Source organism: Nonomuraea solani, assembly GCF_900108335.1.
GTDB classification, from domain to species: domain Bacteria; phylum Actinomycetota; class Actinomycetes; order Streptosporangiales; family Streptosporangiaceae; genus Nonomuraea; species Nonomuraea solani.
Genome location: NZ_FNVT01000002.1, coordinates 384,259 through 407,333 on the forward strand (window position 1 = coordinate 384,259; position 23,075 = coordinate 407,333).

Consider the following 23,075-nt stretch of genomic DNA (forward strand, 5'->3'; position numbering starts at 1 on the left):
CGTCGAGGAGTGGTGCAAGGGACACAACCTGACCTAGAGGGACGAAGCCTCGTCCAGGAGGCTCAGCTCTTCGGCGCTGAGCGTCAGCGCCGAAGCCTCCATCAGCGGCCGCAACTGCTCCACGTTGCGCGCGCTCGCGATCGGCGCCGTGACCGTCGGCTGGGCCGCGAGCCAGGCCAGCGCCACGGCCGCCGGCGCGGCCTCGTGGCCGGCCGCCACCTTCGCCAGCGCCTCCAGCGTCTTCGGCCCGCGCTCGGTCTCCAGGTACGTGGCCGCCATCCCCGCCCGAGGGCTGTCCACGGTGACGCCGGGCGCGTATTTGCCGGTCAGGAACCCGCGCGCCAGCCCGAAGTACGGCGTGCTGGTCAGCCCCTCCCGGGCCACCACGTCCCGCAGGTCGCCCTCGTAGTCGCGCTCGACCAGGTTGTACGGCTGCTGCAACGCCACATACCTGACCAGCCCCTCGTCGTCGGAGACCTTGAGCGCCTCCGCCAGCCGCGCCGCGCCATGGTTGGACGCGCCGACGTAACGCACCTTGCCCTCCTTGACCAGCGCGTCGAACGCGGTCAGCGTCTCCACCAGCGGCGTGTCGTGGTCGTCCACGTGCGCCCAGTAGAGGTCGATGTAGTCGGTACGCAGCCGCCGCAGCGAGTCTTCGACCGCCGTCTTGATCGTCGCCGGGGCCAGCCCCTTCAGCCCCTCCAGCATGCCGACCTTGGTGGCCAGCACGAGCGACTCGCGGTTGCCGCGCTCGGCCATCCACTCGCCGATGATCGTCTCGGAGGTCGACTCGCCGGTCGCCCAGTACGGGTACACGTCCGCCGTGTCGAGGAAGTTCCCGCCGCCTTCGACGTAGGCGTCCAGGACCGCGAACGAGGTCTCCTTGTCGGCCGTCCAGCCGAAGACGTTGGTGCCGAGCGATATCGGGAAAACGGACAGGTCCGTGGTGCCTATAGATCTCATCCCGCTATTATCCGCGCAGCCAAAAGGGAGGCTCGATGCGGCCCCGGTTACCTGGATGCCTGGTCGGAGCGCTGGTCGCCGGCGGGCTGTTCGTGCTCGGCGTGGTGGTGCTCCTGCCCGATACCCCCGATGAGCCCCGGCCGGAACCCCGGCCGTCGTCCCCGCTGGTGACGGAGCGGCGGCTCGACGAGCGCAGGATGGAGCTGACGATCAGGTCGGCCGCGCTCGGCGCCACCACGAAGGTCCGCCTGCTGCTGCCGCGCGGCTGGGAGTCGCGTACCGGCTGGCCGGTGTTGTGGCTGCTGCACGGCGGGCTGGACGATCAGACGTCCTGGACCGCGAAGACCGACGTCGAGGCGCTCACGCGCGACAGCGGCGTGCTCGTCGTGATGCCGGACGGCGGCAAATGCGGTGGTTACTCCGACTGGTGGAACGGCGGCGCGGGCGGGCCGCCGCGCTGGGAGACCTACCACCTGAAGGAGCTGCTGCCGCTGCTCGAATCCCGCTACCGGGCGGGCGACCGGCGCGCCGTGGCGGGCTACTCGATGGGCGGGCAGGGCGCCATGCTGTACGCGGCCAAGGGCCGTTTCGAGGCGGCGGCCTCGTTCAGCGGCGCCGTGCACATTCTGGCCCCCGGCGTCCCGCAGGCCGTGATGGCCGGGACCACGATCGGCTGTTTCGGCACCGACTGGAAACGCGTCTGGGGCGACCCCGAGGAGCAGCGCGACGTCTGGCGCGCGCACAACCCCTACGACCTGGCCGACCGGCTCGAAGGCGTCGACCTGTACGTGGCCGCCGGTGAGGGCGACCTGGTGGAGGACCTGGCGAACCGCGCGGCCAGGGCGTTCACCGGGCGGCTGAAGGAGCTGGACATTCCGGTGCGGACCCACTTCTACCGGGGCGGGCACAATCACACGTACTGGCAGCGGGAGCTGCACCGGGCGTACCCGATGCTCATGAAGGCCATCGGGGTCAGTTGACCCGGTGCACCAGGGAGTCGCACAGCGCGCGGAGGTCGTCGGCGGCCGGCAGGTGCGCGTCCATGACGTCCATGGCCGCCGCCAGGTGCCGCTCGGCCAGGGCCTGCGCCGCCGCCCGGCCGCCGGCCTCCTCCGCGAGGCGGGCGGCGCGCCGTACCGAGTCGTCGTCCGTCGCCCCTGACACGAGGATGGCCGACAGCTCGCGGGCGGCCGTGCACCGCGCGGACAGGGCGGCGAGGATGGGAAACGTCTTCTTCTCGCGGCGCAGGTCGTTGTGCACGGGCTTGCCCGTGACGTGCGGATCGCCCCAGACACCCAGCATGTCGTCCACGATCTGGAACGCCACGCCGAGATCTCGTCCCATCTCCCACATGCGGTCGGCGAGCTCCGGGGCGCCGCCCATGACGACGCCCGTCGCCGCGGCCGCCCCGAGCAGGCCGCCGGTCTTGCCCGCGGCCATCTCGACGTACTCGGCGGTGGAGACCCGGTCGGGCCCGGCCCACGAGCGGTGCTCGAAGGCCATGTCGGCGGTCTGGCCCTGGACGAGCTCGACGAGGGCCGATGACAGATAGCCCATCGCGTCGGGCCGCGCGGCGAGCTGGCTGACGGCCAGGGCCAGCAGCGCGTCGCCGGTCAGCAGCGCGGGCCCGACGCCGTACGCCTTCCAGAGCGCGTCGCGGTGCCTGCGCCGTTCGTCGTTGTCGATGATGTCGTCGTGCACCAGCGAGAAGGCGTGCACGAGCTCCACCGCCACCGCGGCGGGCAGCGCCGGCTCGGCCTCTCCCCCGGCCGCCTCGGCGCTGAGCAGGGCGATCGCGGGCCGCAGGCCCTTGCCACCGCCGTCGTCGTGCGACCGTCCGTCGACGTCGGACCACCCGAGAGTGAACGCCGCCATCCGCGCTCCCCAGGGGTGCAGGACGGAGACGGCGTCGCGGAGCGCGGGGTCGAAGAGTCTCCGGACGCGGGCGATGGCCTCGCCGCCGGGCCGTACGGGAGCCGGGTGGCCGAGGTCCATGCGCGCTCTCCTACGTTAGTACGATCTTGAATTTACACGGAGAGTCGTGTGATACTCCACGGAAAGCTTAACTTTTGTCAGGAAATGTCCGTCATGTGAGACGGATGTGATGGAGGTCTGGTGTCGTTCGGCAACGAGACCACCCGTCGAGCCCGCACACAGCCCTTTCTCCGTTCGCTGACCAGGCACGCCCGCGTCCCCTTACGCGCCTTCGAAGAGGCGAGCGACCAGGCCAATGGTGAGCTGGTCAGGCTCAACATGGGCCCGTTCCGCCCCTACCTGGTCACCCACCCGGACCACGTCCAGCACGTGCTCAAGACGAACCAGCCCAACTACATCCGCGCGGGCATGTTCTGGGACCCGCTGAGCCCGCTGCTCGGAACGGGGATCCTGTCGGACGGCGCGGGCTGGTCGGCGAGCCGGAGCATCCTGCAGCCGGTCTTCACCGCCCGCTACGTCGACTCGCTGACCGAGCGCATGGCCGAGATCGTCACCGACCTCATCGACACCGTCGTGGTGCCCGGCCGGCCCATCGACGTCGCCGACACCATCTCCGCCCTGGTCCACCCCACGATCGTGCGGCTGTTCCTGGGCGCCACGATCTCCGACGCCGACATCGAGCGGCTGGCCCCCGCCTACGACACGGGCGTGACGGCCCGCTCCATCCGGCTGCTGCTCCCCTTCGTACCCCAGCGCTTCCCCCTGCCCGGCGACAGCGCCTTCCGGCAGGCGATCAGGACCATCGACGAGGTCGTCTACCCCCGCATCCGGTACGCCAAGGCGCGCGGCCGGCACGCCAACGACCTCGTCTCCCTGCTCTGCCAGGCCCGCGCCGGCGAAACGGACGCGGAACGGCTCATCCGCGACGACATGGTGGCCATCCACGGCGCCGCCACCGAGACCTCCGTCACCGCGCTGACCTGGGTGTGGCCGGCGCTGGACGCGCACCCGGAGATCGCCGCGAAGGTGTACGAGGAGATCGAGCGGGTGGTCGGGCCCGGCCCGGTCACCATGGCCCACCTGCCGCGGCTCGCCTATCTGCGGATGTTCGTGGACGAGCTGGTACGCCTCTACCCGCCCGGCTGGATCCTGCCCCGCACGGTGGTAGAGGCCGACACGATCGGCGGGGTACGGATCCCGGCCGGGTCCACGGTGGTGCTGAGCCCGTTCCTGACGCAGCGGCTGCCCGAGTTCTGGGACCGGCCGCTGGAGTTCGATCCCGAGCGGTTCGCGGCGGGCAACGGGCGCGGGCGGCACCGGTACGCGTACTTCCCGTTCGCGGCCGGACCGCACTCGTGCCTGGGGCCGCGCCTGTTCCAGATGGAGGCGCTGCTGCTGATCGCCGGGATCCTGAGCAGGTACCGGCCGGTCCTGCACGCCGACGGCCCCGTTCTCCCCCGGCTGGCCTCGACGCTGCGGCCCGGCACCGGACTGTCCATGACGCTCGTCCCCACGAGGTCCGGATGAGCGTCCTCATGGCGGCGGACCTCGGCAGGGCCTGCGCGCTGGGTGTCGAATGCGCCCGTGACCTGGCCCGGCACGCCGCCCGGTATCCCGGGCTGTTCCCCGCCAAGCCCTTCGACGCCGGCTTCTTCCACTCGCTGGGCCTGGTCGGGGCGTTCGGCTCGCCCTGGGCCACGGCGCGGGAGCTGCGGGCGGTCAACCGGGCCGGGCTGTGGGTGTTCGCGGCCGACCTGCTCATCGACCACGTCGCCACGTCGCGGGACGAGGTGACCGCGCTGGTCGCCGGCTGCGTGGCCGTGGCCCGGGGAGACGACCCGGACGGCCCGCTCACCGCGTTCCTCGCCGAGCTCCGCGACGACCTGGGCGGCGACCCCCGGTGGTGCGACCGGCTCGAACGCATGCTGACCGCAATGGAGCGGGAGTGGGCCTGGCGCGAGTCCGGGGCCACCCCAGGGCTGGACGAATACCTTGCCAACGCCGACAGTTGCGGCTCCGCCTTCGTCAACCTCTCGCACTGGCTGGCCACCGGCGCCGACCCGGGCCTGGTCCGCGAGGCGGACGACGAGGTGCAGCGCTACCTGCGGCTGCTGAACGACCTGACGACCTCCGACCGGGAGGCGCGCTGGGGCGACGCCAACGCCCTGACGCTGGGCGCGGGGCGGACCGAGGTGACCGAGCGCATGGAGCGGCACGCCCGTGCGGCCGCCGCGCTGATCGTCCCGTTACGGGAAACGGCTCCCAGGACGGCGCTGTACCTGGAGCGGCAACTGGGCTTCAACACCGGCTTCTACGGCGTTTCCGACTATTGGGGAGAACTGTGAACGTCACCCGCGAGGCCGGCAGCCTGGTGGCCACGCTGATGTTCAAGCCGTGGGGGCAGGTGTCCGCGTCGGTCTACGAGACGGGGCGGCTCGTCACCCTGGCGCCATGGCTGACGGGGCACCGCGAGCGGGTCGACTACCTGCTGCGCACCCAGCGGCCGGACGGCTCGTGGGGCGCGCCCGACGGCTACGGGCTGGTCCCGGCGCTCAGCGCCACGGAGGCCCTGCTCACCGTCGCGGCGGGTGACTTGCCCGCGGATGTCGTGGAACGAGCGGCGGAGGCGGCGCGGAGGGGGCTGGCCGCGCTGCACCTGTGCCTGCCCCGGGTGGCCGACCTGCCCGACATGCCGGCCGTCGACCTGATCGTCCCCGCGCTGGTCACCCTCATCAACGCCCACGGCGCGGCCGCGCCGCTCCCCTTGCCGTCCGGCCTCGACTACAGCCGCGTCGAACGGGTCCGCCACGCGCTGGAGACCGGCGCGGACCTGCCGGAGAAGCTGCTGCACGCGCTGGAGGTGACGGGCCTGGCGGCGGGCGGCGCGCGTTCCGTCCGCCCGACGGTGATCGGCACCATCGGCGCCTCGCCCGCCGCGACCGCCGCCTGGCTCGCCAACGGCGCGACGCTGGAGGCGGACTTCGCGCGCAGCCATCTGGAGGCCGTCGTCAGCCGGTACGGCGGCCCGGTCCCCGTGGGCCTGCCCATCACCGTGTTCGAACGCGGCTGGGTGCTGACCTGGCTGGCGCGGGCGGGCATCCCCGTCGAGGTGCCGCCGGAGATGGTGGCCGACCTCAGGGCGGCGATCGGCCCGGGCGGCACCCCGGCGGGCCCCGGCCTGCCCGCGGACGCCGACACCACCGCGGTCGCGCTGCACGCGCTGGCGCTGCACGGGATGGCGCGCGATCCGGAGAGCCTGCTGGCGTTCGACACGGGCACACATTTCTGTACGTGGCAGGGCGAGGACGGCTTCTCCATCAGCGTGAACGCCCACGTCCTCGACGCGTTCGGCTCGTACGCGGCCACCGGCCCGGCCAGGGCGGGCGCGTACCGGCAGATCAGGACCCGGCTGGCCGATCTGCTGGCCGAGCGGCAGCAGCCCGGCGGGAGCTGGGAGGACCGGTGGCACGCCTCGCCGTACTACGCCACGCTGAGCTGCGTGCTCGCGCTCGGCGAGCACGGCGGCCCCGAGCACGCCGGGGCCGTGGCCAGGGCGCGCGAGTGGGTGCTGGACACGCAGCGCGCCGACGGATCGTGGGGGCGCTGGGAGGGCACGCTGGAGGAGACCGCGTACGCGATGCAGACGCTGCTGCTGCCCGAGCGGGCGCGGGGGCGCACGGTCGGTGAACGGTACGAGCGGGCGGCGGCCCGAGGGCATGAGTCTTTGCAGCATACGGGCGAAATGTCGGATTATCCGTCACTGTGGCATGACAAGGACCTTTACACTCCTATAGCGATCGTACGTGCCGCGATCCTGGCGGCGCTGCACCTGGGGACACGGGTAATCGAATCCCGGTAAATTGGGACTTAATGCCACGTATTATGATTTACCCTCCTTGAGCAGGCTTTGCGGCATTGCTAGGGTGTCCGGGGTGCCGAATCCTAGAAATATCCGCGTAGGTCTTGACATCCGACTTAACGCACCTCTCTGACCTGGACGGTTAAATATGCGTTTGCGCAACTCGAGCGTGCGGGCAAAGGTGACAGCCCTGCTGGTGTCACTGGTCGCACTGTGGGGTTTCGCCGCCTGGGTCACCCTGCGCGAGGGCGTGAACCTGGTGGGAGCCACCACGGTCGACAGCGGCGCGGTGCAGCCCAGCGAGGTGTTCCTCGCGGAGCTCCAGCGCGAGCGCCGGCTCACGGTGGAGGCCCTGGGCGGCTCCGCCCGGCTGCCCGACAAGACCCTGCGCGACCAGCGGGTCAAGACCGACGCGGCACAGGCCGTCCTCGCCGAGTCCGCGACGAGCGCCAGCGTCCGGCTCGCGGCCGACGGCCCGCTGACGCGCCGCATCGACGAGGCGCTCGAAACCTCCAAGGGACTCCGCGCGGCCCGCAAGACGATCGACAGCGGCCGGCTCGACCGCGCCCAGGCCGCCGACGCGTACAACAAGATCGTCGACTCGCTCTACCGCATGTTCGAATCCGTGGCCTCGCTGGACGACAAGGAGATCGCCAGGGACGCCCGCACCATGGTGTCGATCAGCCAGGCGAGCGAATACCTGGCCCGCGAGGACGCCCTCGTCGCCGGCGCGCTGGCCAAAGGCGGGTTCACGCGGGCCGAGCACACCCAGTTCGTGCAGTTGACCGGCTTCTACCGGATCTCGCTGGAGAAGGCGGCGGCCCACCTCGTGCCCGAGGACGCGGTCGCGTACCAGACCTGGGCCAAGAGCCGCGCGGTGCAGCAGTTGCGCACGGTGGAGCAGCGGCTCGCGCAGCAGTCGGACGTCGGCGTCATGCCCGCCGTGACCAGCGCCGAGTGGCGCGCCGTCACCGAGCCCGCCCGCGCCTCGCTGGAGAAGCTCATCCTCGACGGCGGTGACCGGCTGGTCGACCGGGCCATCCCCGGCGCCGTCGGCGTCATCAGCCGCCTCGTCCTGGCCGGCGGACTCGGCCTGGTGGCCGTCATCGCCTCGATCGTGCTGTCCGTCACCACGACCAGGCAGTTGCTCGCCCAGCTGAAGAAGCTGCGCGACGCGGCCCACGAACTGTCGGACGACCGCCTGCCCGGCGTCGTCGAACGCATCGGCCGCGGCGAAGAGGTGAACCTGGCCAAGGAGGTGCCCGACCTCGACTTCGGCGAGGACGAGATCGGCCAGGTGGGCACGGCGTTCAACACCGTGCAGCGCACCGCGATCAGCGTCGCCGCCGAGCAGGCGGAGCTGCGCCGCAGCATCCGCGACATCCTGCTCAGCCTGGCGCGCCGGACGCAGGGCCTGGTGCACCGGCAGCTCACCGTCCTCGACGTCATGGAGCGCCGCGAGACCGACCCCGAGGAGCTGAAGGAGCTCTTCCGGCTCGACCACCTCGCCATCCGCATGCGGCGCAACGCCGAGAATCTCATCGTGCTGTCCGGCTCCTCCCCCGCCCGTACGTGGCGCCGCTCCGTCCCCATGGTGGACGTGGTCCGCGGCGCGCTGGCCGAGGTCGAGGACTACACGCGCGTCACGCTCATGCCGATGGGCGACGTCGTGCTCGTCGGCCGCGCCGTCGGTGACGTCATCCACCTGCTCGCCGAGCTGATCGAGAACGCCGTGTCGTTCTCCCCGCCCTACACGAACGTGCAGGTCAGCGGCCAGCTCGTGGCCAACGGGTACGTGATCGAGATCGAGGACCGCGGCCTGGGCATGAAGCCCGAAGACCTCGACGCGGCCAACGAGCGCATCGCGGACCCGCCCGAGTTCCGCATCACCGGCACCGCCCGCCTGGGGCTCTACGTGGTCAGCCAGCTCGCCAGGCGGCACGAGATCCAGGTGGTGCTCAAGCCGTCCCCGTACGGCGGCACGACGGTCGTGGTCCTGCTGCCGCAGGAGCTCGTCCAGCTCGACCCCACGCCCGAGCCGCAGGACGGCGACACCAGGGAACGGCTGCCGCGCAGGCCCACGGCCGTCGCCACGGCGACGCGCCCCGCCACGGCCGAGAACGTGCGCACGCTCAAGCCCGCCCGCCCCACCCCGGTTCCGGCGCCCACCCCGCTGTCAGGACCGACGCGCATACCCACTCCTGTGCGGGCCCCCGAGCCCGCCCCGGAACCACCAACCGAAACCCCGGCCGGACCGGAGCAGCAACCCGTGGCCGAATTCACACCCTCAGGGCTGCCGCTTCGCGTGCCCCAGGCCAATCTGGCGCCAGCGCTGCGTGACGACATGCCCACGCAGCCCGACCTCGAGGAGGACGATGACGAGCGCTCGCCGGAGGAGATCCGCGCGATGATGGGATCTCTGCAGTCAGGCACCCGGCTCGGCCGCACCGAAGCGGCCAAGATGCTGGACGAGCAATCGGGAGGCGAGGCATGACCCCCACCTCAGGCACCGACCTCAACTGGCTGCTCGATGACCTTGTCGGCCGGGTCAAAGAGGCCGACCACGCCATCGTGCTGTCGTCGGACGGCTTGCTGATGGCCTCGTCCGGCGGGTTGCAGCGGACCGACGGAGAGCACCTTTCCGCGGTGGCCTCCGGGTTGCAGAGCCTGGCCAAGGGCATTTCGGAGCACATTTCCGGCGGCCCGGTGCGGCAGACGGTCGTGGAGTGGAAGAACCAGTTCCTCATCGTGACCAACGCCGGGGAGCGGGCCTGCCTGGCCGTCCTGTGCGCGCAGAACGCCGATATCGGGCTGATCGCGTACGAGATGGCCATGATGGTCGCCCGGGTGGGCCAATACCTCACCTCCGGCGCCCGCAACACCGAGGCCGTCGCGAGGAGCGACCGGTGAGAGGGGCCGACGAGCCCACGGACGAACACTGGGTGGATCCGGAGATCATCCGGCCCTATGTCGTGACCCGTGGCCGTACCCAGCCTGCCCACGGCAGGTTCGACCTGATCTCCATGGCGTTGGCGGTGGGCCCGCCACCGGGCCCGGACGCCGGGCTGGACCCGGAGCACCTGCGGATCATCCAGCTCTGCCGCGAACCCAAGTCCGTCGCCGAGATCGCCGCCTACCTGGACCTGCCGGCCGGCACGATCCGGGTACTGCTCGGCGACCTGTTCGACCGCGAACTCGTCTCTGCCCAGGAACCACAATCCGAGGTGGACATGCACGACATAAAGATGTACAGGGCGGTGCTCGATGGTCTTCGCTCGCTCTGAGCGCCCCCGCCTGCCGACGGCGATCAAAATCCTGGTCGCCGGCGGGTTCGGCGCGGGCAAGACGACGATGGTGGGAGCGGTCTCCGAGACCCGGCCCCTGCGTACCGAGGAGGTGCTGACCGACCGCGGGATCGGCGTCGACGACATCTCGTCGGTGGAGGCCAAACGGACCACCACCGTCGCCATGGACTTCGGCCGGATCACCCTGGGCACCGACTACGTCCTGTACCTGTTCGGCACGCCCGGCCAGGAACGGTTCTGGTTCGTGTGGGACGAACTGGCCGAGGGCTCCCTGGGCGCCGTCATCCTCGCCGACACGCGCCGGCTGGCGGACTGCTTTCCCTCGGTGGACTACTTCGAACGACGGGGTACGCCGTTCGTGGTGGCGGTGAACTGCTTCGAGGGCTCACCCACGTTCGAACTGGACGAGGTCCGCCTGGCCCTGCAGCTCAACCCGTCGATACCGATCATCATGTGCGACGCCAGGAAGCGGGAGTCGAGCAGAGAGGTCCTGATCGCCCTGGTCAAACACTCGGCCCGCCTCCGCGCCGAACCCGTCGGCACCTGACTCGTTCTGCGGTCCTCGCTGACGCTCGGGCGTGCCCATCGGGCTCGGGGCTCCCGTCCCGAGCCCCGGGTGAGAGGGCTTCCAGCCCTCTCCCGCTCTCCCGAGACATGACGAGGTAACACCCCCCATACCGGGCGCCCAGTGACCGGAAACGATCACCGGGTTGGCGCGTAAGACGTTCCTGCCAGTTGGATGGTGCCGATCACGTTCGATCGGCAGCCGGGAGGCCAGGTGACGCAACCGGCCCACCGCGGAATCACCGAGCCTGGTCACGTGGCCATGGCAAGTTCGGCGGCCGAGATGGGACGGAAGGTGGACAGCACCGCCACCAGGTCGGCCTCGGCGACACTCGAACCGTTGAGCATGACCAGCGCGTCGCCCGACCTGGCGAAGACGGTGACCCACGAGGAACCGGCGCCGGTCCGGACCCACCGGTCGCCCGGGAGCGATTTGCAGCGCAGCGGAACTCCGAGGTTCTCGGTGACCGCCAGGCAGGAATCCCGCGGCTTACCGGCCGCGGCGGGCCAGACCGTGACCTGGATCTCGGAGAATTCCCGCTTCGGCGTGGCGTCCCGCCAGTACTCCAGCCAGGTGGACGGTTCCGGCTCGTTCTGCCCGGCGGGATTGAGATCCACGTGGACCAGCTCGTAGCCCTCGATCACTGGGGCGATCAGCGGCACGCCGGACCTATCGAAGCTGCGGATTTCGAGCCAGGCCAGGATCTGCGGCTTGTACTGCGCCGCGCCCCAGGGCCCAAGGGGCACGACCACGGCCAGGGCCACCGCCCACCAGCGAAGGGGCGCCATGAACGACCACGCCGACAGGGCGAAGCCGACGGCACCACCGACCACGTAGACCGGGACGACAAGGGCCGGTAGAGGGCCGAGCAGCTCCGAATCCGGCACCGGCACCCAGACCGCGAGGGCGGCAATGAGCAACCAGGTCGCCGAGCCCCCGACCAGACCGGCCCCGCCCCAGCGGGGCAGCCCGGCCAGCCGCGCGCCCACCGTGCTCAGGACTATCGCCAGGAGGAACAAGGGCGGCTGGAGGTCGGCCCCGTCGAGGTCTTCCCCTTGCGTCTTCGCCCAGATGGCGGCCGGGAGGATGGCCGTCACCAACCCGACGAGGGTCGCACGCCCCAGGATGGCTTTGGTCGATAAGTCCTGCACGGCTCTATTGTCGCCGCTGACGCGAGCACGGGTACTCAGCGCCGGACCGGGCGGGGCACTCCGTCGGTCGCGGCGCGCGGGGTGGCGGCCCGCAGGAGGTCTCGCCAGTCGGCGGGCCAGTTGGCCAGCGCGATGACGCAGGCGATGACGAGGTGCGTCGGCGCGGCCCAGCTTTCACTCAACACGTCGTGGTTGATGATGTGCGTGGTGACCGCTCCGGTGAGTACGAACGCCAGCATGGTGGCGCCCAGGAAACGGGTTCGTCTTCTGGGGATCACCAGCAGGACGGCGCTGACGCCTTCCAGCGTGCCGATGACGAAGCGCATCCAGGACGGGTAACCCCATTCGACGAACTGCACCGAATAGGGCGGGCCGAAGAACGTTTCGCCGGGCCAGTACTTGGTGATGGCGCCCAGCGCGAACTGCAAGGCCAGGAACCAGTACACGGCGGTCATCAAGCGCCGTGGCCAAACTCGGGCGGGCATACGTCTGTCCTTCCAAGAACTTTCACGAACTTTCGAGAAATGAGGTACGTGGGTCAGGCGGCGTAGGTGGCGACTTTCCACAGGTAGCCGTCCGGGTCGCTGAAGTAGCCGAAGTAGCCGCCCCACTGGGCGGGAGCCGCCTCCTTGACCACGCTGCCGCCGGCGGCCACCGCACCGCGCATGATCTCGTCCACCGCCTCCCGCGAGTCGGGGTGGATGTGGAATGAGGCGCCGCGGAAGCCGGATCCCTCCGGGGAGACGCCGGCGTCCTGAGCCGCCGCCTCCCATTCGTAGAGCGCCAATTGCGGAAATCCCGCTCCCAGGCGGAGCGAGACGAAATGACGGGTGTCCTTGTCGATCTCGCAGCCCAGGCCCTCGGCATAGAACTTCTTGGCGCGGGCCAGGTCCTTGACGCCGAGCATGATGGCGTTCACCTGCAGTGTCACCATTCTCTCCTGATGATTTCGGGGTTTTCCGAGTCAATGGATATGACCGCCGAAACGGAGAAATGTGACAGCCCGACTATCGGCTGCGCTGGGTGAATCGCACCATGTTGCCGGAGGGGTCGAGAAAGGCGCAGTCGCGGACGCCGCCGGACCGGTTGATCGGCTCCTGCATCACTTCGGCGCCCGTGGCCTCGATGTGCTCGAAGATGGCGTCGCAGTCGTCGGTGACGAAGACGAGACGGTCGAGCAGGCCCTTGGCCATCAGGTCCGCGATCGACCGCCGGTCGGCCGGCGAGACGCCCGGGTCCGCGCCGGGCGATTCGAGGAGGATCCGTACGTGCGGCTGTGACGGCGGGCCGACGCTCACCCACCGCGTCCCCTCGTACGCGACGTCATCGCGTACCTCGAAACCGAGCACGTCACGGTAGAAACCAAGCGCCTCGTCGAGATCGTGGACGGCGAGAGTGCAGGACGAGAGCCTGAGATCCGTGCCGGTCGATGCCGCTCCTTGCCGCCGGCGGGGAAGATAGACGATGTCGAGGTCGCGGAGCCCCTCCGGGTCGGTGTCGATGACGATGCCGGTGATCTTCTCGTCGCTGATGGCGAACCTGAAGACGGCCTTCGGCCGGCCGTGGTGGACCCAGACGGCCGCCGGAACGCCGTCGACCAGGGCGAGCCGGGCGGCTTGGGCGCGTCCGGAGAAGAACGTCGCCACCGCGTGGCCGCCGTGAACCTCGCCGAACACGGCGTCCGGATCGAGCAGGTCGAGCAGGGCGGCGAAATCCCCGTTGCGGGAGGCGGCCAGGAAGGCGGCGACGATCTCCCGCTTGCGCGATCGTGCGGCATCGGAGGCCTCGGCCGCTCCCTGTACCCGGCGCCGGGCCCGGCTGGCGAGTTGCCGGGCCGCCGCCGGTGAGCGGTCGATGACGGTGCCGATCTCGCCGAACGACACGGCGAAGACGTCGTGCAGGACGAACGCGAGCCGTTCGGCGGGAGTCAGCTCGTCCAGTACCACCATCAGCGCGACACCGACCGAATCGGCCAGCAGCGCCTCGTCCTCGGGACCGGCCTGGCCGGTGGGGCGGATGCTCGCGTGCGGCACGGCCGGTTCGGGCGGCAGCGCGCCGGCCGGCTCCTCGTGCCGGTTCCTGCGGGCTTCGAGCATGTTCAGGCAGACCCGGGCGACGACCGTGGTCAGCCACCCGCCCGGATTCTCCACCTGGCCGGTGTCGGCGCGGGTGACCCGCAGCCACGCCTCCTGCACCGCGTCCTCGGCCTCACCGGGTGAACCGAGCATCCGGTAGGCCACCGCGTGCAAGCGGTCTTGGTGCTCGGCGAACCGCTCGCTCACCCAGTCTTGCTCGGCCATGTGTCACATTCCTCCATTTCGGCGGTCATATCAATTGACCGGCGCACTCACGGCAATGTGACAGGCGGCCTGGCCGGCTCAGACAGTACGTACACAGGGAGACACAGAATGAAAGCGCACGTGAGCTCGATCCTCCTCGGCGTCCGGGACCTGGACCGGGCCAAGCGGTTCTACATCGAGGGGCTCGGGTGGAAGGTCAAGGACGACTACGGCGTCTCGGTGTTCTTCGAGCCGGACGGGGGCTCGCTCGTCGGCTTCTACGGCCGCGACGGCCTGGCCGACCAGGTGGGTACGAGCCCCGAGGGCAGCGGCTTCAGCGGGATGGTCCTTACCTACGTCGTCCGTAGTGAGGCGCGGGTCGACGAGATCATGGCGGAGGCCGGGAAGGCGGGCGCCACGATTCTCAACCCTGCGGGCGCTTTGCCGTGGGGTGGGTATGGTGGCTCCTTCGCGGACCTGGACGGGTACGTCTGGAGTCTCGGCTACAGCGCTCAGGGTGCGGATCAGCCGTACGCGGAATAGCCGCCGTGGAACGTTTCTGACGCGGGTGGGTGGCGCGGCCTCGGGTGATTCCTCCGCATGAGGGCGTGGCCATGCACGGCGGCTCCAACACCCGGTTCCGGGCGCCGCTGCCGGTCCGGCGGCCGAGTTTCGTCGGCCCGGGTACGGCCGCCGGCCGGTGTGGCACATCCGGACGCTGCCACTGGCCGGCGTGCTCGGCCCAGATGCGGTCAACGACCGGGCGTGCCGTCCCGTTGGAAGCCCTCTCGCATGGGGCTCGGGACGGGAGCCCCGAGCCCGAGCGTCGGCGTCGACCGCGCGTTCGCGGGGTCGAAGCCGGGAGGCAGTCTCAATGTGAGGATCTTGCGTTGCGCCCCGGATCTCGTCCAGGGCCGGGACGCGAACCTCTGATGATTTACCCGCCAGACAGGCTCGCCTTGATGCCGGCCACCCGGCCGTACTCGTCGAACTCGATCATGGCCTCGAAGCCCGGCCCCGTGAGCCGGGCGTGATCGCGGTCGAATGTCGCGCCGAGGCCGCGTTTGGCGGCGTAGCTGGACAGGGCGCGCCGGTGGTCGGTCAGGAGCAGGCCGGTGAGGGCCTGCTGGATGACGCGCATGACGCGGGCCGGCTCGGGCGGCGGGAGCTGGAAGTCCGGGTGCTCCACCAGGAACGCCGCGCGGGTGCCGCCGCCGGCGTCGCCGTTGTACGACGTCCAGCCACCGGTCACGGCCTTGGCCGCCTCCGTGATGAGCCCGGCGGCCAGGTGCGGCTCCGACGGGGAGCCGGGCAGGGCCCTGAACGGGACTTCGGCGGAGGCCAGTTCGGGGATGCCGTACTGCTGGCCGAAGTCGCGCAGCCGCGCGGACGCCTCGGTGAGCTCCTCGGGGAAGCCGGATGGGTTCGCCCAGGCCCACAACCACGAGCCCGGGCCGGGGGCGGCGCTGCCGAGCAGGTGGAAGCGGGTGCAGACGATCGTGCGGCCGGGGGTGGCGAACTCGAAGTGCCGCCTCTGGAGGTCGACGTTCCAGTTATGGTCGGCGAGGACCTCTTCAAGGTGCAACTGGTGCTCCAGGGAGAGCAGAGCCGCGTCGTCGAGGAGGTTCGCGAACGTGAGCGAATCTGACATATCCCGCAGGCTAAAGGCTCCACAGGGGCTTTGAGCTGGCTTTTTCTGGATTGTCGAAATGAGCCGGCCTCAGGTGATCGCCTCCGCGGCCAATGAGCCACCGTTAGACGATCGCCTCCGCGGCCGTGGTCAGGCCGCCCGCGACGAGGCCGACGACCAGGATCAGCGGGCTGCCCTTGAGCGCCTCCACGGCGTGAAAGCACAGGTCACGATACTCCTTCATGCCCTCCGTACCAGGCAGGACCATGAGGGCGGGGCGCAGGCCGGCGAGGATGAGCCAGTCGAGGACGACCAGGTCGAAGAGCGTCATGGTGGCGAAGGCGATCGCGGCGCAGGCGGCGGCACGCCAGAAGCCCAGGTCGTGGCCGATCGAGGCGCGCAGATCGAGCACGGCGGCGGTCAGCAGGGGCAGGAAGCACACGCCCCAGAACAGGATCCCCACCCAGATCGCCACTTTTCCGCCTCGGGCGCTCCTGGGTTTGCCGTAGCGCTCCTGGATGGCCGGCGGGTAGTCGCCGAGCAGGAAGTCCCTGCTGACCGCGAAGCCCGCGAGCAGGGCGATGGTGAATAACAGGCTGATGACCAGGCCGTAGCCGATGCCGTGACCGACGATGGCGTTCCATTCCATGCGCCTCACCTTAAAGTCAACGGAGTGTGAAGTTCAAGGGACGCGGCTAGGATGGGCCGATGTCGGACAGCGGTGAGGTCAGGCGGCGCCGCCGGCCCGCATACCGGTCGGGGCGGCCGACCCTCACCAAAGAGGGCATCGCCCGGGCGGCGCTCGACCTGCTCGGTGACAAGGGCCCGGCCGAGCTGACGATGCGCGCCCTCGCGCAGCGGCTCGGCGTGTCTCCCAGGGCGCTCTACAACTACGTCACCGATCGCGCCCACCTGCTGGAGCTGATCATCTCCCTCAGCCAGGCCGCCCGGCCCGAGCCGCGCCTGGATCCGGCCCGGCCCGAGGAGAGCCTGCGCGGTTACTGCCGGCGGCTGCGCGCCTGGTACCGGGCTCATCCGGGGCTGCTCGCCCTGGCCCGCGCCGAAGACCTGACCGCCTTCGCCTCCGCCGACCTGCTGCGCGCCGACGACGCGCTGGTGGCGTTCTTCCTGGAGATCGGGCTGTCCCCGCGGGACGCGTACCGGGCCTGGGCGGTCACCGTCCTGCAGGTCGCCGGGTTCGCGGAGGTCTGGGACGCCTGGCACGACCGTCCGCCGCCGGGCGCGGATCCGGCCACGTGGGGCGGGCTCCCGCCGGCCGCGCCCGCCGAGCTCCCGCACCTGACCGAAGCGGAGGCCGCGGGCGACGCCGCCGCCCTCGCGCCGGACGCCCTGTTCGAGACCGTGCTCGACCTGCTGGTGGCGGGCATCGAGGCCATGCGGCGAACGAAGGAGACCGATCATGTCCTCGGTGGGTGACACCGCGCTCATCGTCAACGTGCCGGAGGCCGAGCCGCTGGTGCGGCGGTGGCGGGCGCGGGAGCTCGGCTTCCTGGCGCACGTCACGGTGCTGGTGCCGTTCCTGCACGTGAGCCGGGTCGATGACACGATACGCGATGAGCTACGGGAGCTGTTCCTGCGCCATCCGGCCTTCGAGGTGACCTTCCGCGAGATCGGCCGGTTTCCCGACGTGGTCTATCTGGTGCCCGAGCCGGCGGACCCGTTCGTCCGGCTGACCGAGGCGGTGGTCGCCCGCTGGCCGGAGGCGCCTCCGTACGGCGGGCGATTCGACACCGTCATCCCCCACCTGACCGTGGCGGCCGAAGCCGAGGTCGACCTGGTGGCCGCCGCACTGCCCCTGACCGGCCGCGCCAGGGCCGTGTCGCTGCTGGTGTGCGACGACGGCGAACACTGGAGCGAGGCCGGCGCCTTCCCCTTGGGCACCTGATGAGAAGACGAGCCGTCTCACGTGCCGCGCCGGCCACCTGAACCGCCCTGGGCGAGCGCGGCGAGGAAACCGCCGACGAACGCATCGCCGAGCCCGACGGTCGTGGGCGCGGCGACGTCGAGATCGAAGCCTGGCAGGCAACGAACGGCCCCGCCCATTCGGCTTTCCAGGGCCGCGGCGAACTCCACGGACTCCGTTCGCCTCTGACGGTTCCGCATGAGTTCGTCGTGGTGGTTCGTGTACGCGTCGCCGTGACAGTAGCGAGTGCTGGCGATCACGATGCCCTCGTTCAGCGACTCCGCGTACTCGCCGGCTCTCTCACCGAACGCCGCCGACCAATACTTGGTGTGCACCACCAGCGTCGGCACGGAAATGAGGGCTCGCAGCGATTCGAGGGCACGTGCCACCTCCGCCACGGAGAGCAGGTCGACGGCGTGGCCCAGGTGCGCCTGCAGTTCGTCTTCGTTCAGTCCGTAAATGTCGATGACTTCCACGAGCGCGTCGCGGACCCGTTGGCTGAGGCCCGGCTCGTGGAATCCGGCATCCTCGTAGTAGACCACCACCTCGGCCGGAAGTCGTCGCATGTGGTCTCTCAGCGCCGACAGACGCAGGTCGAGTGTTCGCCGGTCCCGTACCGCGTTGAATCCGGAGATCAGAAAGACCCGTGCGTCGCGAAGCGACGAGCCCAGCTCATCGCTCAGCAGCATGGACTCGTTCGCCGGATCGTTGACATAGATCAATCGGTTCGGAAACGGCGCACGGATGTCGATGTCACCCGCCCGGACCCGCATGCCCTGGTCGTACTGCACGATCAGGTGCGGATAGAGGGTGTCCTGGTCGCCGCTGCAGATGTAGTCGCAGTCTGCCGGCAGCAGACGGCGGACGATGTCGTTGAGGCTGACCAGATGCAGGGTGGACGGTACGCCGAGCCGGCTCATCTCCATCGCCGCCCGAACGGAGGTCCCGCCCAAGGTCGTTCGTTTGGGGAATCGCCCCGCGAACGCGCTCAGGCATTCGGAGGAGGCGACGAAGTGCTCGCCTCCTCCGCCCTTGTCGAGGTAGCTGAGAATCGAGATGACCAGCTCGCGCTCGGTGGTCACGGTGACCGATGACGTCAGCTCGGCATGGTGGATCCGGTATTCGCCGACCAGCCGATTCAAGACCGGCGAGGACAGCTTGAGTTCGTAGTCGACGCATCCCCCCAAGCCCAGGACCACATGACTGGTCATGTCAGTACAGAGAGGCCTTGCCGGCCGCTTCGAAGAGGTCGATCTTCTGCCCGGCCACCGCCTTCATCGCGTCGATGCACGGCGGCTGAATGGAGAGCGGTTCGCGCAGGCCCTCATCGGCCAGGACTTCACGCATCTTCATGTGGTAGGCCAGCTTGATGTCACTGGAGATATTGATCTTGTTGATGCCGAGCTTGACCGACTGCGCGATCTCCTCGTCGGGATTGCCCGAGCCGCCGTGCAGCACCAGGGGGATCCTGACCCGGTCCTTGATCTCCTTCAGCAGGTCGAGCTTGAGCTCCGGCTTCAGGGTCTTCGGGTAGATGCCGTGGTAGGTGCCGATGGCCACGGCGAGACTGTCCACCCCGGTTTCCCGCACGAAGGTCACGGCGTCCGCCGGGTCGGTGTAGATGATCGCGTCGCTGCCGTCCTCGGCCTCGCCGTCGGTCTTGCCGATGGTCCCCAGCTCCGCCTCGACCGACAGGCCGACCGCGTGCGCGGTGTCGGCGACCTTCCTGGAGAGCGCGATGTTCTCCTCGAAGGACTGCATCGAGGCATCGATCATCACCGAGGTGAAGCCGATCCGGATCGCGGTCAGCATCTCCTGATAGGTCGCGCCGTGGTCCCAGTGAATCGCGATCGGCACGGACGACCGATGGGCTCGCTGGGTCATCGCGGCGATCACGTCCACGCCGATGTGCCGCACCTCGTCGGGATGGATCCCGATGAAAAGCGGCGCGTTCTTCTCTTCGCTGATGTCCACGATGCCGTTGAACATGGCGTAGTCACTGATATTGAAGGCGGGCACCGCGAAGTTTCTTTCGTTCGCGACGGCCAAGAGCACCTTGCCGGTCGTTAGCATTGCTTTGTTTCTCCTTCTTGGTGGTGAATTATCGATCGGGACGGGCACAGTGCGTCAGGCCTTGACGGCGCCGGAGGTGAGGCCACCGATGAATCGCCGCTGGAAGAGCAGGAACAACACGAGCACCGGAATGGATCCGAGGATGCTCATGGCCATCATCTGGTTCCACTCGTAGGAGTGCTGGCCCATCAGGAGCTGGATGCCGATGGGAACGGTTCGCATGTCATCGGTACGAGTGAGGGTCAGCGCGAACAGATATTCGTTCCACGAGATCATGAAGGTGTAGACGCCGACGGCGACGAGCCCGGGAGTCGAAATGGGCACCAGGATCCGCCAGAGAGCCGTCCAGCTCGACGCCCCGTCCACCTTGACGGATTCGTCCAGTTCCCGGGGCAGGGTGTTGAAGTACGCGGTCATCATGATGATCGCATAGGGCAGGGTGAACACCATGTGCGTGAGAATCAGGCCCGGATAGGTGTTGTACAGGCCGAGCCCCACCACGAGACCAAAATAGGGAATGACGAGGGTGATCGGCGGCACCGCCTGAACGGTCACGATCACGGCATTGATGGATCGCTTCAGCGGAAAGTTGTAGCGGCTGAATCCATACGCCGCGAGGATCGCCACGAACAAGGTCAATGCCGTGACCGTCAGCGCGACGATGTAACTGTTGATGAAAAATCTCAACTGGGTCGTGTCGCCCAGGATCTTGCCGTAGGCGTCGAACGAGAAATTGTCGGTGACAAGCCGCGGCGGAACCTGGAAGACCTCCCCGTTGGTCTTGAACGACGTCGACAGCATCCACACGACCGGAAGACCGGCGAAGGCCGCACCGGCGCACAAACCTGCGAACACGGCGATCTTCGCGCCGAGGCGCCGCCTTTTGCGGGTGAGCACGGATGATCACCTCTCCTTTTGCAGGCGAACGTAGAAGAAGGCCAGAATCATCGTGAGCAGCAGGACTATGACGGCGGCGGCGGACGCGGTGGCGAACTCGTAACTGCTGAAGGCCTGCTTGTAGGTGTAGGTGCTGAGCATCTCGGTGACATTCAGCGGGCCACCACCTGTGGTCATCCAGATGAGGGCGAACTGCTGGGAGGTCCAGATGAGATCGAGCACGGCCATGCTGAGGAGCACCGGTTTCAGTTGCGGAATCGTCACATTGCGAAACTGGCGGAAAGCGGTCGCGCCGTCCACGGAGGCCGCCTCGTACAGAACGGGCGAGATTCCCTGCAACCCGGCGAGGATGCTGATCATGAAGAAGGGGAAGCCGGCCCAGATGTTGATGAACGTCAGGGCCCAGAGCGCCATGTTCGGGTCGGAGAGCCAGCTCACCTCCGCCTGTATCACGCCCATCGCGGTCAGCAGGTAGTTGACCACCCCTGACGGGTCCAGCATGAGCCGCCAGATGACCGCGATCACGGCGACCGTGAACAGCCAGGGCAGGATGTAGACGATGCGGAAGATGGCTTTCGTCATTCCGCCCAGCAAGGGCGTGTTGAGCATCGTGGCGAAGGCCAGCCCGAGGCCGAGATGGGCGACGGTGCTCACGATGATGAAGATGAACGTGTTCTTCAGCGCCGCCAGGAAGTCGGGATCGGTGAGCACCGTGGCGTAGTTGGCGAGACCGGCGAAGACCGGATTCTGCTCGACGATCACATTGTCCTTGAAGGAATAGCCGACCACCATCGTGATGGGGATGATCATCAGCACAAAGATCAATATCAGCGTCGGCGAGAGATAGCCGTACGGGACGACACGCCGCACGGGGAAAGGCCGCGCCCTTCTCCGCCGGCCCGCAGAGGAGTCCGATGCCGATTTCGCGGCTCCCGGGGGGCCCGCGGGATCGAGTTTCGCGGTTTCCATCGATGTCTCCTTGGTTCGGGGCCGCGCCGCACGGTCGGCGCGGCCCACGAAGTACGGAAGGTCAGAGCACCGGCGCCCAGGCCTGCTGTGCCTTGTTGAGGGCGTCGTCGACGCTCTGCTTGCCGGTGAGCGCGAGCTGCAGTTGCTCATCGAAGCTGCGCATGAGGTCTTCGGACTTCGGCAGTCCCACGAACTCGTTGGCGGGATACCCCGCCTTGTAGATGTCGAAGGCCGTCTTGAACAGCGGGTCACTCGTGCTGAAGTCGGGCTCGGCCGTCTTGTTGCCGGGGAAGCCGTTCGCCAGCGTGCTCAGTTGCGCGTTCGCCTGCTTGTTCATCAGGAACTGGACCAGCTTGAACGCCTCGGCCTTGTGCTCCGAGGACTCGGCGACGCCGATGCCCCAGGACGCGTACGGGATGCCGCGCTTGCCGGTGTAGCCGTCCTCGGCCGGGATCGGCACCACCGTGAAGTCCAGCTTCGGATTGTTCTTCTTGATCAGCGTGATGTGCGCCAGAGAATCGATCACCATGCCGACCTGGCCGGTGGCGAACTTCTCGACCTTGTCCTGCTCTTTCATGGTGAGCGTTCCCGGCGCGATGACGCCCGCGTCGTTGAGGCTCTTGACGAAGTTCACGGTGTTCTTGACGCCTTGGCCGGTCAGGTCGGGCTTGCCGTCCTTGGTGAGCATGCTGCCGCCCGACGCCCACAGCCATGACATCACGTCGTTCTGGACACCGTTGGGAACGGCGGTGTCGAGCGGCAGGGCCCAGCCCTTGACGTTGCCGCCGAGCGCGCTGATCTTCTTGGCCGCCTCCGAGAACTCCGTGCGCGTGCTCGGCGGCGTCTTGATCCCCGCCTTCGCAAGCAGGTCGTTGTTGACGAACAGGGGATAGACGAAGTTCACCACGGGGATCATGTAGGTCTTCCCCTTGATCTGTATCTGGCTCGCGAGCTGGCTGGAGTCGTACTTCGCAGCCGTCATGAGCTCGGACAGATCGGCGATGGAACCCTGCTTGGCGAAGTCGCTCACCCACGCGCCGTCGAGGCCCACGACATCGGGCAGCGTCCTCGACGCCGCTCCGGACACCAACTGCTGCTTCGTGGACGCGTACGGACCGCTCAGCAGTTTGACCTTGATGGTCGGGTTCTGCGCCGTGAACTCCGACATGAGCTTGTCGAACGATCCCGCCGGTAGCTCCGGCGCCCACCACTGCGCGAACTCCAGGGTGACCGGCCCGTCCCCGCCCGACCCTCCGCTCGATCCCGAGGTGGAACCACACCCCACGGCGGTGGCGCCGAGAACGACCACCGCCATCGCCCCGAGTAGCCGTCGCGTCCGGGTCTGCAACCGGGTGCTGCCTCCGGTCATCGCGACCTCCTTGCCGTACTGGCGTTACCGCTCTTTGCTGATTTCCGCCACATTAACAACGCGTGACGTCACATCACAAGACCTAGTAACGCAAAATCCAGCACAGTTCGGCACACAACCGAAAGAAGTGCTCCCACACCGAGGTTTCCTGATGTC

The 23,075-nt window shown here is 68.8% G+C and carries 24 protein-coding genes; 11 read left to right on the forward strand and 13 right to left on the reverse strand.

The genetic code is table 11. The features are described from left to right. Positions 1–33: 33 nt before the first annotated feature. Positions 34–963 (reverse strand): aldo/keto reductase, encoded by a 930-nt coding sequence (locus tag C4V41_RS07410; RefSeq protein ID WP_103955017.1) that lies wholly within the window; start codon positions 961–963, stop codon positions 34–36. 35 nt (positions 964–998) lie between these two features. On the opposite strand from C4V41_RS07410, the gene C4V41_RS07415 reads away from it, so the two are divergent. Next, positions 999–1,943 carry an alpha/beta hydrolase gene (locus C4V41_RS07415; RefSeq protein WP_103955018.1) on the forward strand — a complete coding sequence of 315 codons (945 nt, stop codon included), beginning with the start codon at positions 999–1,001 and terminating at the stop codon, positions 1,941–1,943. On the opposite strand, the gene C4V41_RS07420 is transcribed toward C4V41_RS07415, so the two are convergent. After that, on the reverse strand, positions 1,936–2,958 hold the full coding sequence (locus C4V41_RS07420) for a polyprenyl synthetase family protein (protein WP_103955019.1): 1,023 nt from the start codon (positions 2,956–2,958) through the stop codon (positions 1,936–1,938). The genes C4V41_RS07415 and C4V41_RS07420 overlap by 8 nt on opposite strands. Positions 2,959–3,078: 120 nt before the next feature. Here C4V41_RS07420 and C4V41_RS07425 point away from each other — a divergent pair, with 120 nt between their 5' ends. From C4V41_RS07425 to C4V41_RS07455, 7 genes are all read left to right on the forward strand, one after another. Then, a complete protein-coding gene (locus tag C4V41_RS07425) occupies positions 3,079–4,425 on the forward strand; it encodes a cytochrome P450 (protein WP_103955020.1) in 1,347 nt (448 codons plus the stop codon). After that, the gene (locus C4V41_RS07430; protein WP_103955021.1) at positions 4,422–5,243 is read left to right on the forward strand and encodes a terpene synthase family protein; all 822 of its coding nucleotides are present in this window, start codon (positions 4,422–4,424) and stop codon (positions 5,241–5,243) included. Before C4V41_RS07425 ends, C4V41_RS07430 begins: the two co-directional genes overlap by 4 nt. Beyond that, on the forward strand, positions 5,240–6,757 hold the full coding sequence (locus C4V41_RS07435) for a prenyltransferase/squalene oxidase repeat-containing protein (protein ID WP_200823812.1): 1,518 nt from the start codon (positions 5,240–5,242) through the stop codon (positions 6,755–6,757). The genes C4V41_RS07430 and C4V41_RS07435 overlap by 4 nt, the downstream gene beginning before the upstream one ends. A gap of 196 nt (positions 6,758–6,953) precedes the next feature. Beyond that, complete coding sequence (locus C4V41_RS07440; protein ID WP_235029960.1) at positions 6,954–9,251, forward strand: sensor histidine kinase; 2,298 nt, start codon at positions 6,954–6,956, stop codon at positions 9,249–9,251. Continuing rightward, on the forward strand, positions 9,248–9,667 hold the full coding sequence (locus C4V41_RS07445) for a roadblock/LC7 domain-containing protein (RefSeq protein WP_103955023.1): 420 nt from the start codon (positions 9,248–9,250) through the stop codon (positions 9,665–9,667). Before C4V41_RS07440 ends, C4V41_RS07445 begins: the two co-directional genes overlap by 4 nt. Next, positions 9,664–10,041, forward strand: coding sequence for a DUF742 domain-containing protein (locus tag C4V41_RS07450; RefSeq protein WP_103955024.1), 378 nt, complete (start codon positions 9,664–9,666; stop codon positions 10,039–10,041). Before C4V41_RS07445 ends, C4V41_RS07450 begins: the two co-directional genes overlap by 4 nt. Then, a complete protein-coding gene (locus C4V41_RS07455; RefSeq protein ID WP_103955025.1) occupies positions 10,022–10,609 on the forward strand; it encodes a GTP-binding protein in 588 nt (195 codons plus the stop codon). The genes C4V41_RS07450 and C4V41_RS07455 overlap by 20 nt, the downstream gene beginning before the upstream one ends. A 269-nt stretch (positions 10,610–10,878) precedes the next feature. Here C4V41_RS07455 and C4V41_RS07460 read toward each other — a convergent pair whose 3' ends face one another. The 4 genes from C4V41_RS07460 to C4V41_RS07475 form a co-directional block, all read right to left on the reverse strand. After that, positions 10,879–11,778 (reverse strand): hypothetical protein, encoded by a 900-nt coding sequence (locus C4V41_RS07460; protein WP_103955026.1) that lies wholly within the window; start codon positions 11,776–11,778, stop codon positions 10,879–10,881. A 35-nt stretch (positions 11,779–11,813) separates the two neighbouring features. Next, on the reverse strand, positions 11,814–12,263 hold the full coding sequence (locus C4V41_RS07465; protein ID WP_200823813.1) for a DoxX family protein: 450 nt from the start codon (positions 12,261–12,263) through the stop codon (positions 11,814–11,816). Positions 12,264–12,316: 53 nt separating this feature from the next. Continuing rightward, positions 12,317–12,712, reverse strand: a complete 396-nt coding sequence (locus tag C4V41_RS07470; protein ID WP_200823814.1) for a VOC family protein — start codon at positions 12,710–12,712, stop codon at positions 12,317–12,319. 73 nt (positions 12,713–12,785) lie between these two features. Beyond that, positions 12,786–14,078 carry a sigma-70 family RNA polymerase sigma factor gene (locus tag C4V41_RS07475; RefSeq protein WP_103955027.1) on the reverse strand — a complete coding sequence of 431 codons (1,293 nt, stop codon included), beginning with the start codon at positions 14,076–14,078 and terminating at the stop codon, positions 12,786–12,788. Positions 14,079–14,186: 108 nt separating this feature from the next. Between C4V41_RS07475 and C4V41_RS07480 the strand changes: the two genes are divergently transcribed. After that, a complete protein-coding gene (locus C4V41_RS07480; protein ID WP_103955028.1) occupies positions 14,187–14,600 on the forward strand; it encodes a VOC family protein in 414 nt (137 codons plus the stop codon). 394 nt (positions 14,601–14,994) lie between these two features. Here C4V41_RS07480 and C4V41_RS07485 read toward each other — a convergent pair whose 3' ends face one another. Both C4V41_RS07485 and C4V41_RS07490 read right to left on the reverse strand, forming a co-directional pair. Continuing rightward, positions 14,995–15,708, reverse strand: a complete 714-nt coding sequence (locus tag C4V41_RS07485) for a DUF6882 domain-containing protein (RefSeq protein ID WP_103955029.1) — start codon at positions 15,706–15,708, stop codon at positions 14,995–14,997. A 103-nt stretch (positions 15,709–15,811) separates the two neighbouring features. Next, a complete protein-coding gene (locus C4V41_RS07490) occupies positions 15,812–16,336 on the reverse strand; it encodes a hypothetical protein (protein ID WP_103955030.1) in 525 nt (174 codons plus the stop codon). Between the two features lie 59 nt (positions 16,337–16,395). Here C4V41_RS07490 and C4V41_RS61725 point away from each other — a divergent pair, with 59 nt between their 5' ends. Beyond that, on the forward strand, positions 16,396–17,124 hold the full coding sequence (locus tag C4V41_RS61725) for a TetR/AcrR family transcriptional regulator (RefSeq protein ID WP_160150211.1): 729 nt from the start codon (positions 16,396–16,398) through the stop codon (positions 17,122–17,124). Beyond that, on the forward strand, positions 17,108–17,593 hold the full coding sequence (locus C4V41_RS07500) for a 2'-5' RNA ligase family protein (RefSeq protein ID WP_103955031.1): 486 nt from the start codon (positions 17,108–17,110) through the stop codon (positions 17,591–17,593). Before C4V41_RS61725 ends, C4V41_RS07500 begins: the two co-directional genes overlap by 17 nt. Positions 17,594–17,610: 17 nt before the next feature. Here C4V41_RS07500 and C4V41_RS07505 read toward each other — a convergent pair whose 3' ends face one another. From C4V41_RS07505 to C4V41_RS07525, 5 genes are all read right to left on the reverse strand, one after another. Continuing rightward, on the reverse strand, positions 17,611–18,822 hold the full coding sequence (locus C4V41_RS07505; RefSeq protein ID WP_103955032.1) for an ADP-dependent glucokinase/phosphofructokinase: 1,212 nt from the start codon (positions 18,820–18,822) through the stop codon (positions 17,611–17,613). A gap of 1 nt (position 18,823) precedes the next feature. Next, entirely contained in the window at positions 18,824–19,732 is a 909-nt protein-coding gene (locus tag C4V41_RS07510) for a ketose-bisphosphate aldolase (RefSeq protein WP_200823815.1), read from the reverse strand. Between the two features lie 6 nt (positions 19,733–19,738). After that, positions 19,739–20,581: a carbohydrate ABC transporter permease gene (locus C4V41_RS07515; RefSeq protein WP_200823816.1), complete on the reverse strand. Its 843-nt coding sequence runs from the start codon at positions 20,579–20,581 to the stop codon at positions 19,739–19,741. 6 nt (positions 20,582–20,587) lie between these two features. After that, positions 20,588–21,550 carry a carbohydrate ABC transporter permease gene (locus C4V41_RS07520; protein ID WP_103955034.1) on the reverse strand — a complete coding sequence of 321 codons (963 nt, stop codon included), beginning with the start codon at positions 21,548–21,550 and terminating at the stop codon, positions 20,588–20,590. A 61-nt stretch (positions 21,551–21,611) separates the two neighbouring features. Next, on the reverse strand, positions 21,612–22,919 hold the full coding sequence (locus C4V41_RS07525) for an ABC transporter substrate-binding protein (RefSeq protein ID WP_200823817.1): 1,308 nt from the start codon (positions 22,917–22,919) through the stop codon (positions 21,612–21,614). Positions 22,920–23,075: the final 156 nt, after the last annotated feature.

What these genes read in the sequence shown, in the direction of transcription:
- C4V41_RS61725 (WP_160150211.1), top strand. Translation starts at nt 16,396, where the DNA reads ATGTCGGACAGCGGTGAGGTCAGGCGGCGCCGCCGGCCCGCATACCGG.
- C4V41_RS07485 (WP_103955029.1), bottom strand. Translation starts at nt 15,708, where the DNA reads ATGTCAGATTCGCTCACGTTCGCGAACCTCCTCGACGACGCGGCTCTG.
- C4V41_RS07410 (WP_103955017.1), bottom strand. Translation starts at nt 963, where the DNA reads ATGAGATCTATAGGCACCACGGACCTGTCCGTTTTCCCGATATCGCTC.
- C4V41_RS07475 (WP_103955027.1), bottom strand. Translation starts at nt 14,078, where the DNA reads ATGGCCGAGCAAGACTGGGTGAGCGAGCGGTTCGCCGAGCACCAAGAC.
- C4V41_RS07420 (WP_103955019.1), bottom strand. Translation starts at nt 2,958, where the DNA reads ATGGACCTCGGCCACCCGGCTCCCGTACGGCCCGGCGGCGAGGCCATC.
- C4V41_RS07455 (WP_103955025.1), top strand. Translation starts at nt 10,022, where the DNA reads ATGGTCTTCGCTCGCTCTGAGCGCCCCCGCCTGCCGACGGCGATCAAA.
- C4V41_RS07505 (WP_103955032.1), bottom strand. Translation starts at nt 18,822, where the DNA reads ATGACCAGTCATGTGGTCCTGGGCTTGGGGGGATGCGTCGACTACGAA.
- C4V41_RS07525 (WP_200823817.1), bottom strand. Translation starts at nt 22,919, where the DNA reads ATGACCGGAGGCAGCACCCGGTTGCAGACCCGGACGCGACGGCTACTC.
- C4V41_RS07415 (WP_103955018.1), top strand. Translation starts at nt 999, where the DNA reads ATGCGGCCCCGGTTACCTGGATGCCTGGTCGGAGCGCTGGTCGCCGGC.
- C4V41_RS07470 (WP_200823814.1), bottom strand. Translation starts at nt 12,712, where the DNA reads ATGGTGACACTGCAGGTGAACGCCATCATGCTCGGCGTCAAGGACCTG.
- C4V41_RS07445 (WP_103955023.1), top strand. Translation starts at nt 9,248, where the DNA reads ATGACCCCCACCTCAGGCACCGACCTCAACTGGCTGCTCGATGACCTT.
- C4V41_RS07500 (WP_103955031.1), top strand. Translation starts at nt 17,108, where the DNA reads ATGTCCTCGGTGGGTGACACCGCGCTCATCGTCAACGTGCCGGAGGCC.
- C4V41_RS07430 (WP_103955021.1), top strand. Translation starts at nt 4,422, where the DNA reads ATGAGCGTCCTCATGGCGGCGGACCTCGGCAGGGCCTGCGCGCTGGGT.
- C4V41_RS07490 (WP_103955030.1), bottom strand. Translation starts at nt 16,336, where the DNA reads ATGGAATGGAACGCCATCGTCGGTCACGGCATCGGCTACGGCCTGGTC.
- C4V41_RS07480 (WP_103955028.1), top strand. Translation starts at nt 14,187, where the DNA reads ATGAAAGCGCACGTGAGCTCGATCCTCCTCGGCGTCCGGGACCTGGAC.
- C4V41_RS07465 (WP_200823813.1), bottom strand. Translation starts at nt 12,263, where the DNA reads ATGCCCGCCCGAGTTTGGCCACGGCGCTTGATGACCGCCGTGTACTGG.
- C4V41_RS07520 (WP_103955034.1), bottom strand. Translation starts at nt 21,550, where the DNA reads ATGGAAACCGCGAAACTCGATCCCGCGGGCCCCCCGGGAGCCGCGAAA.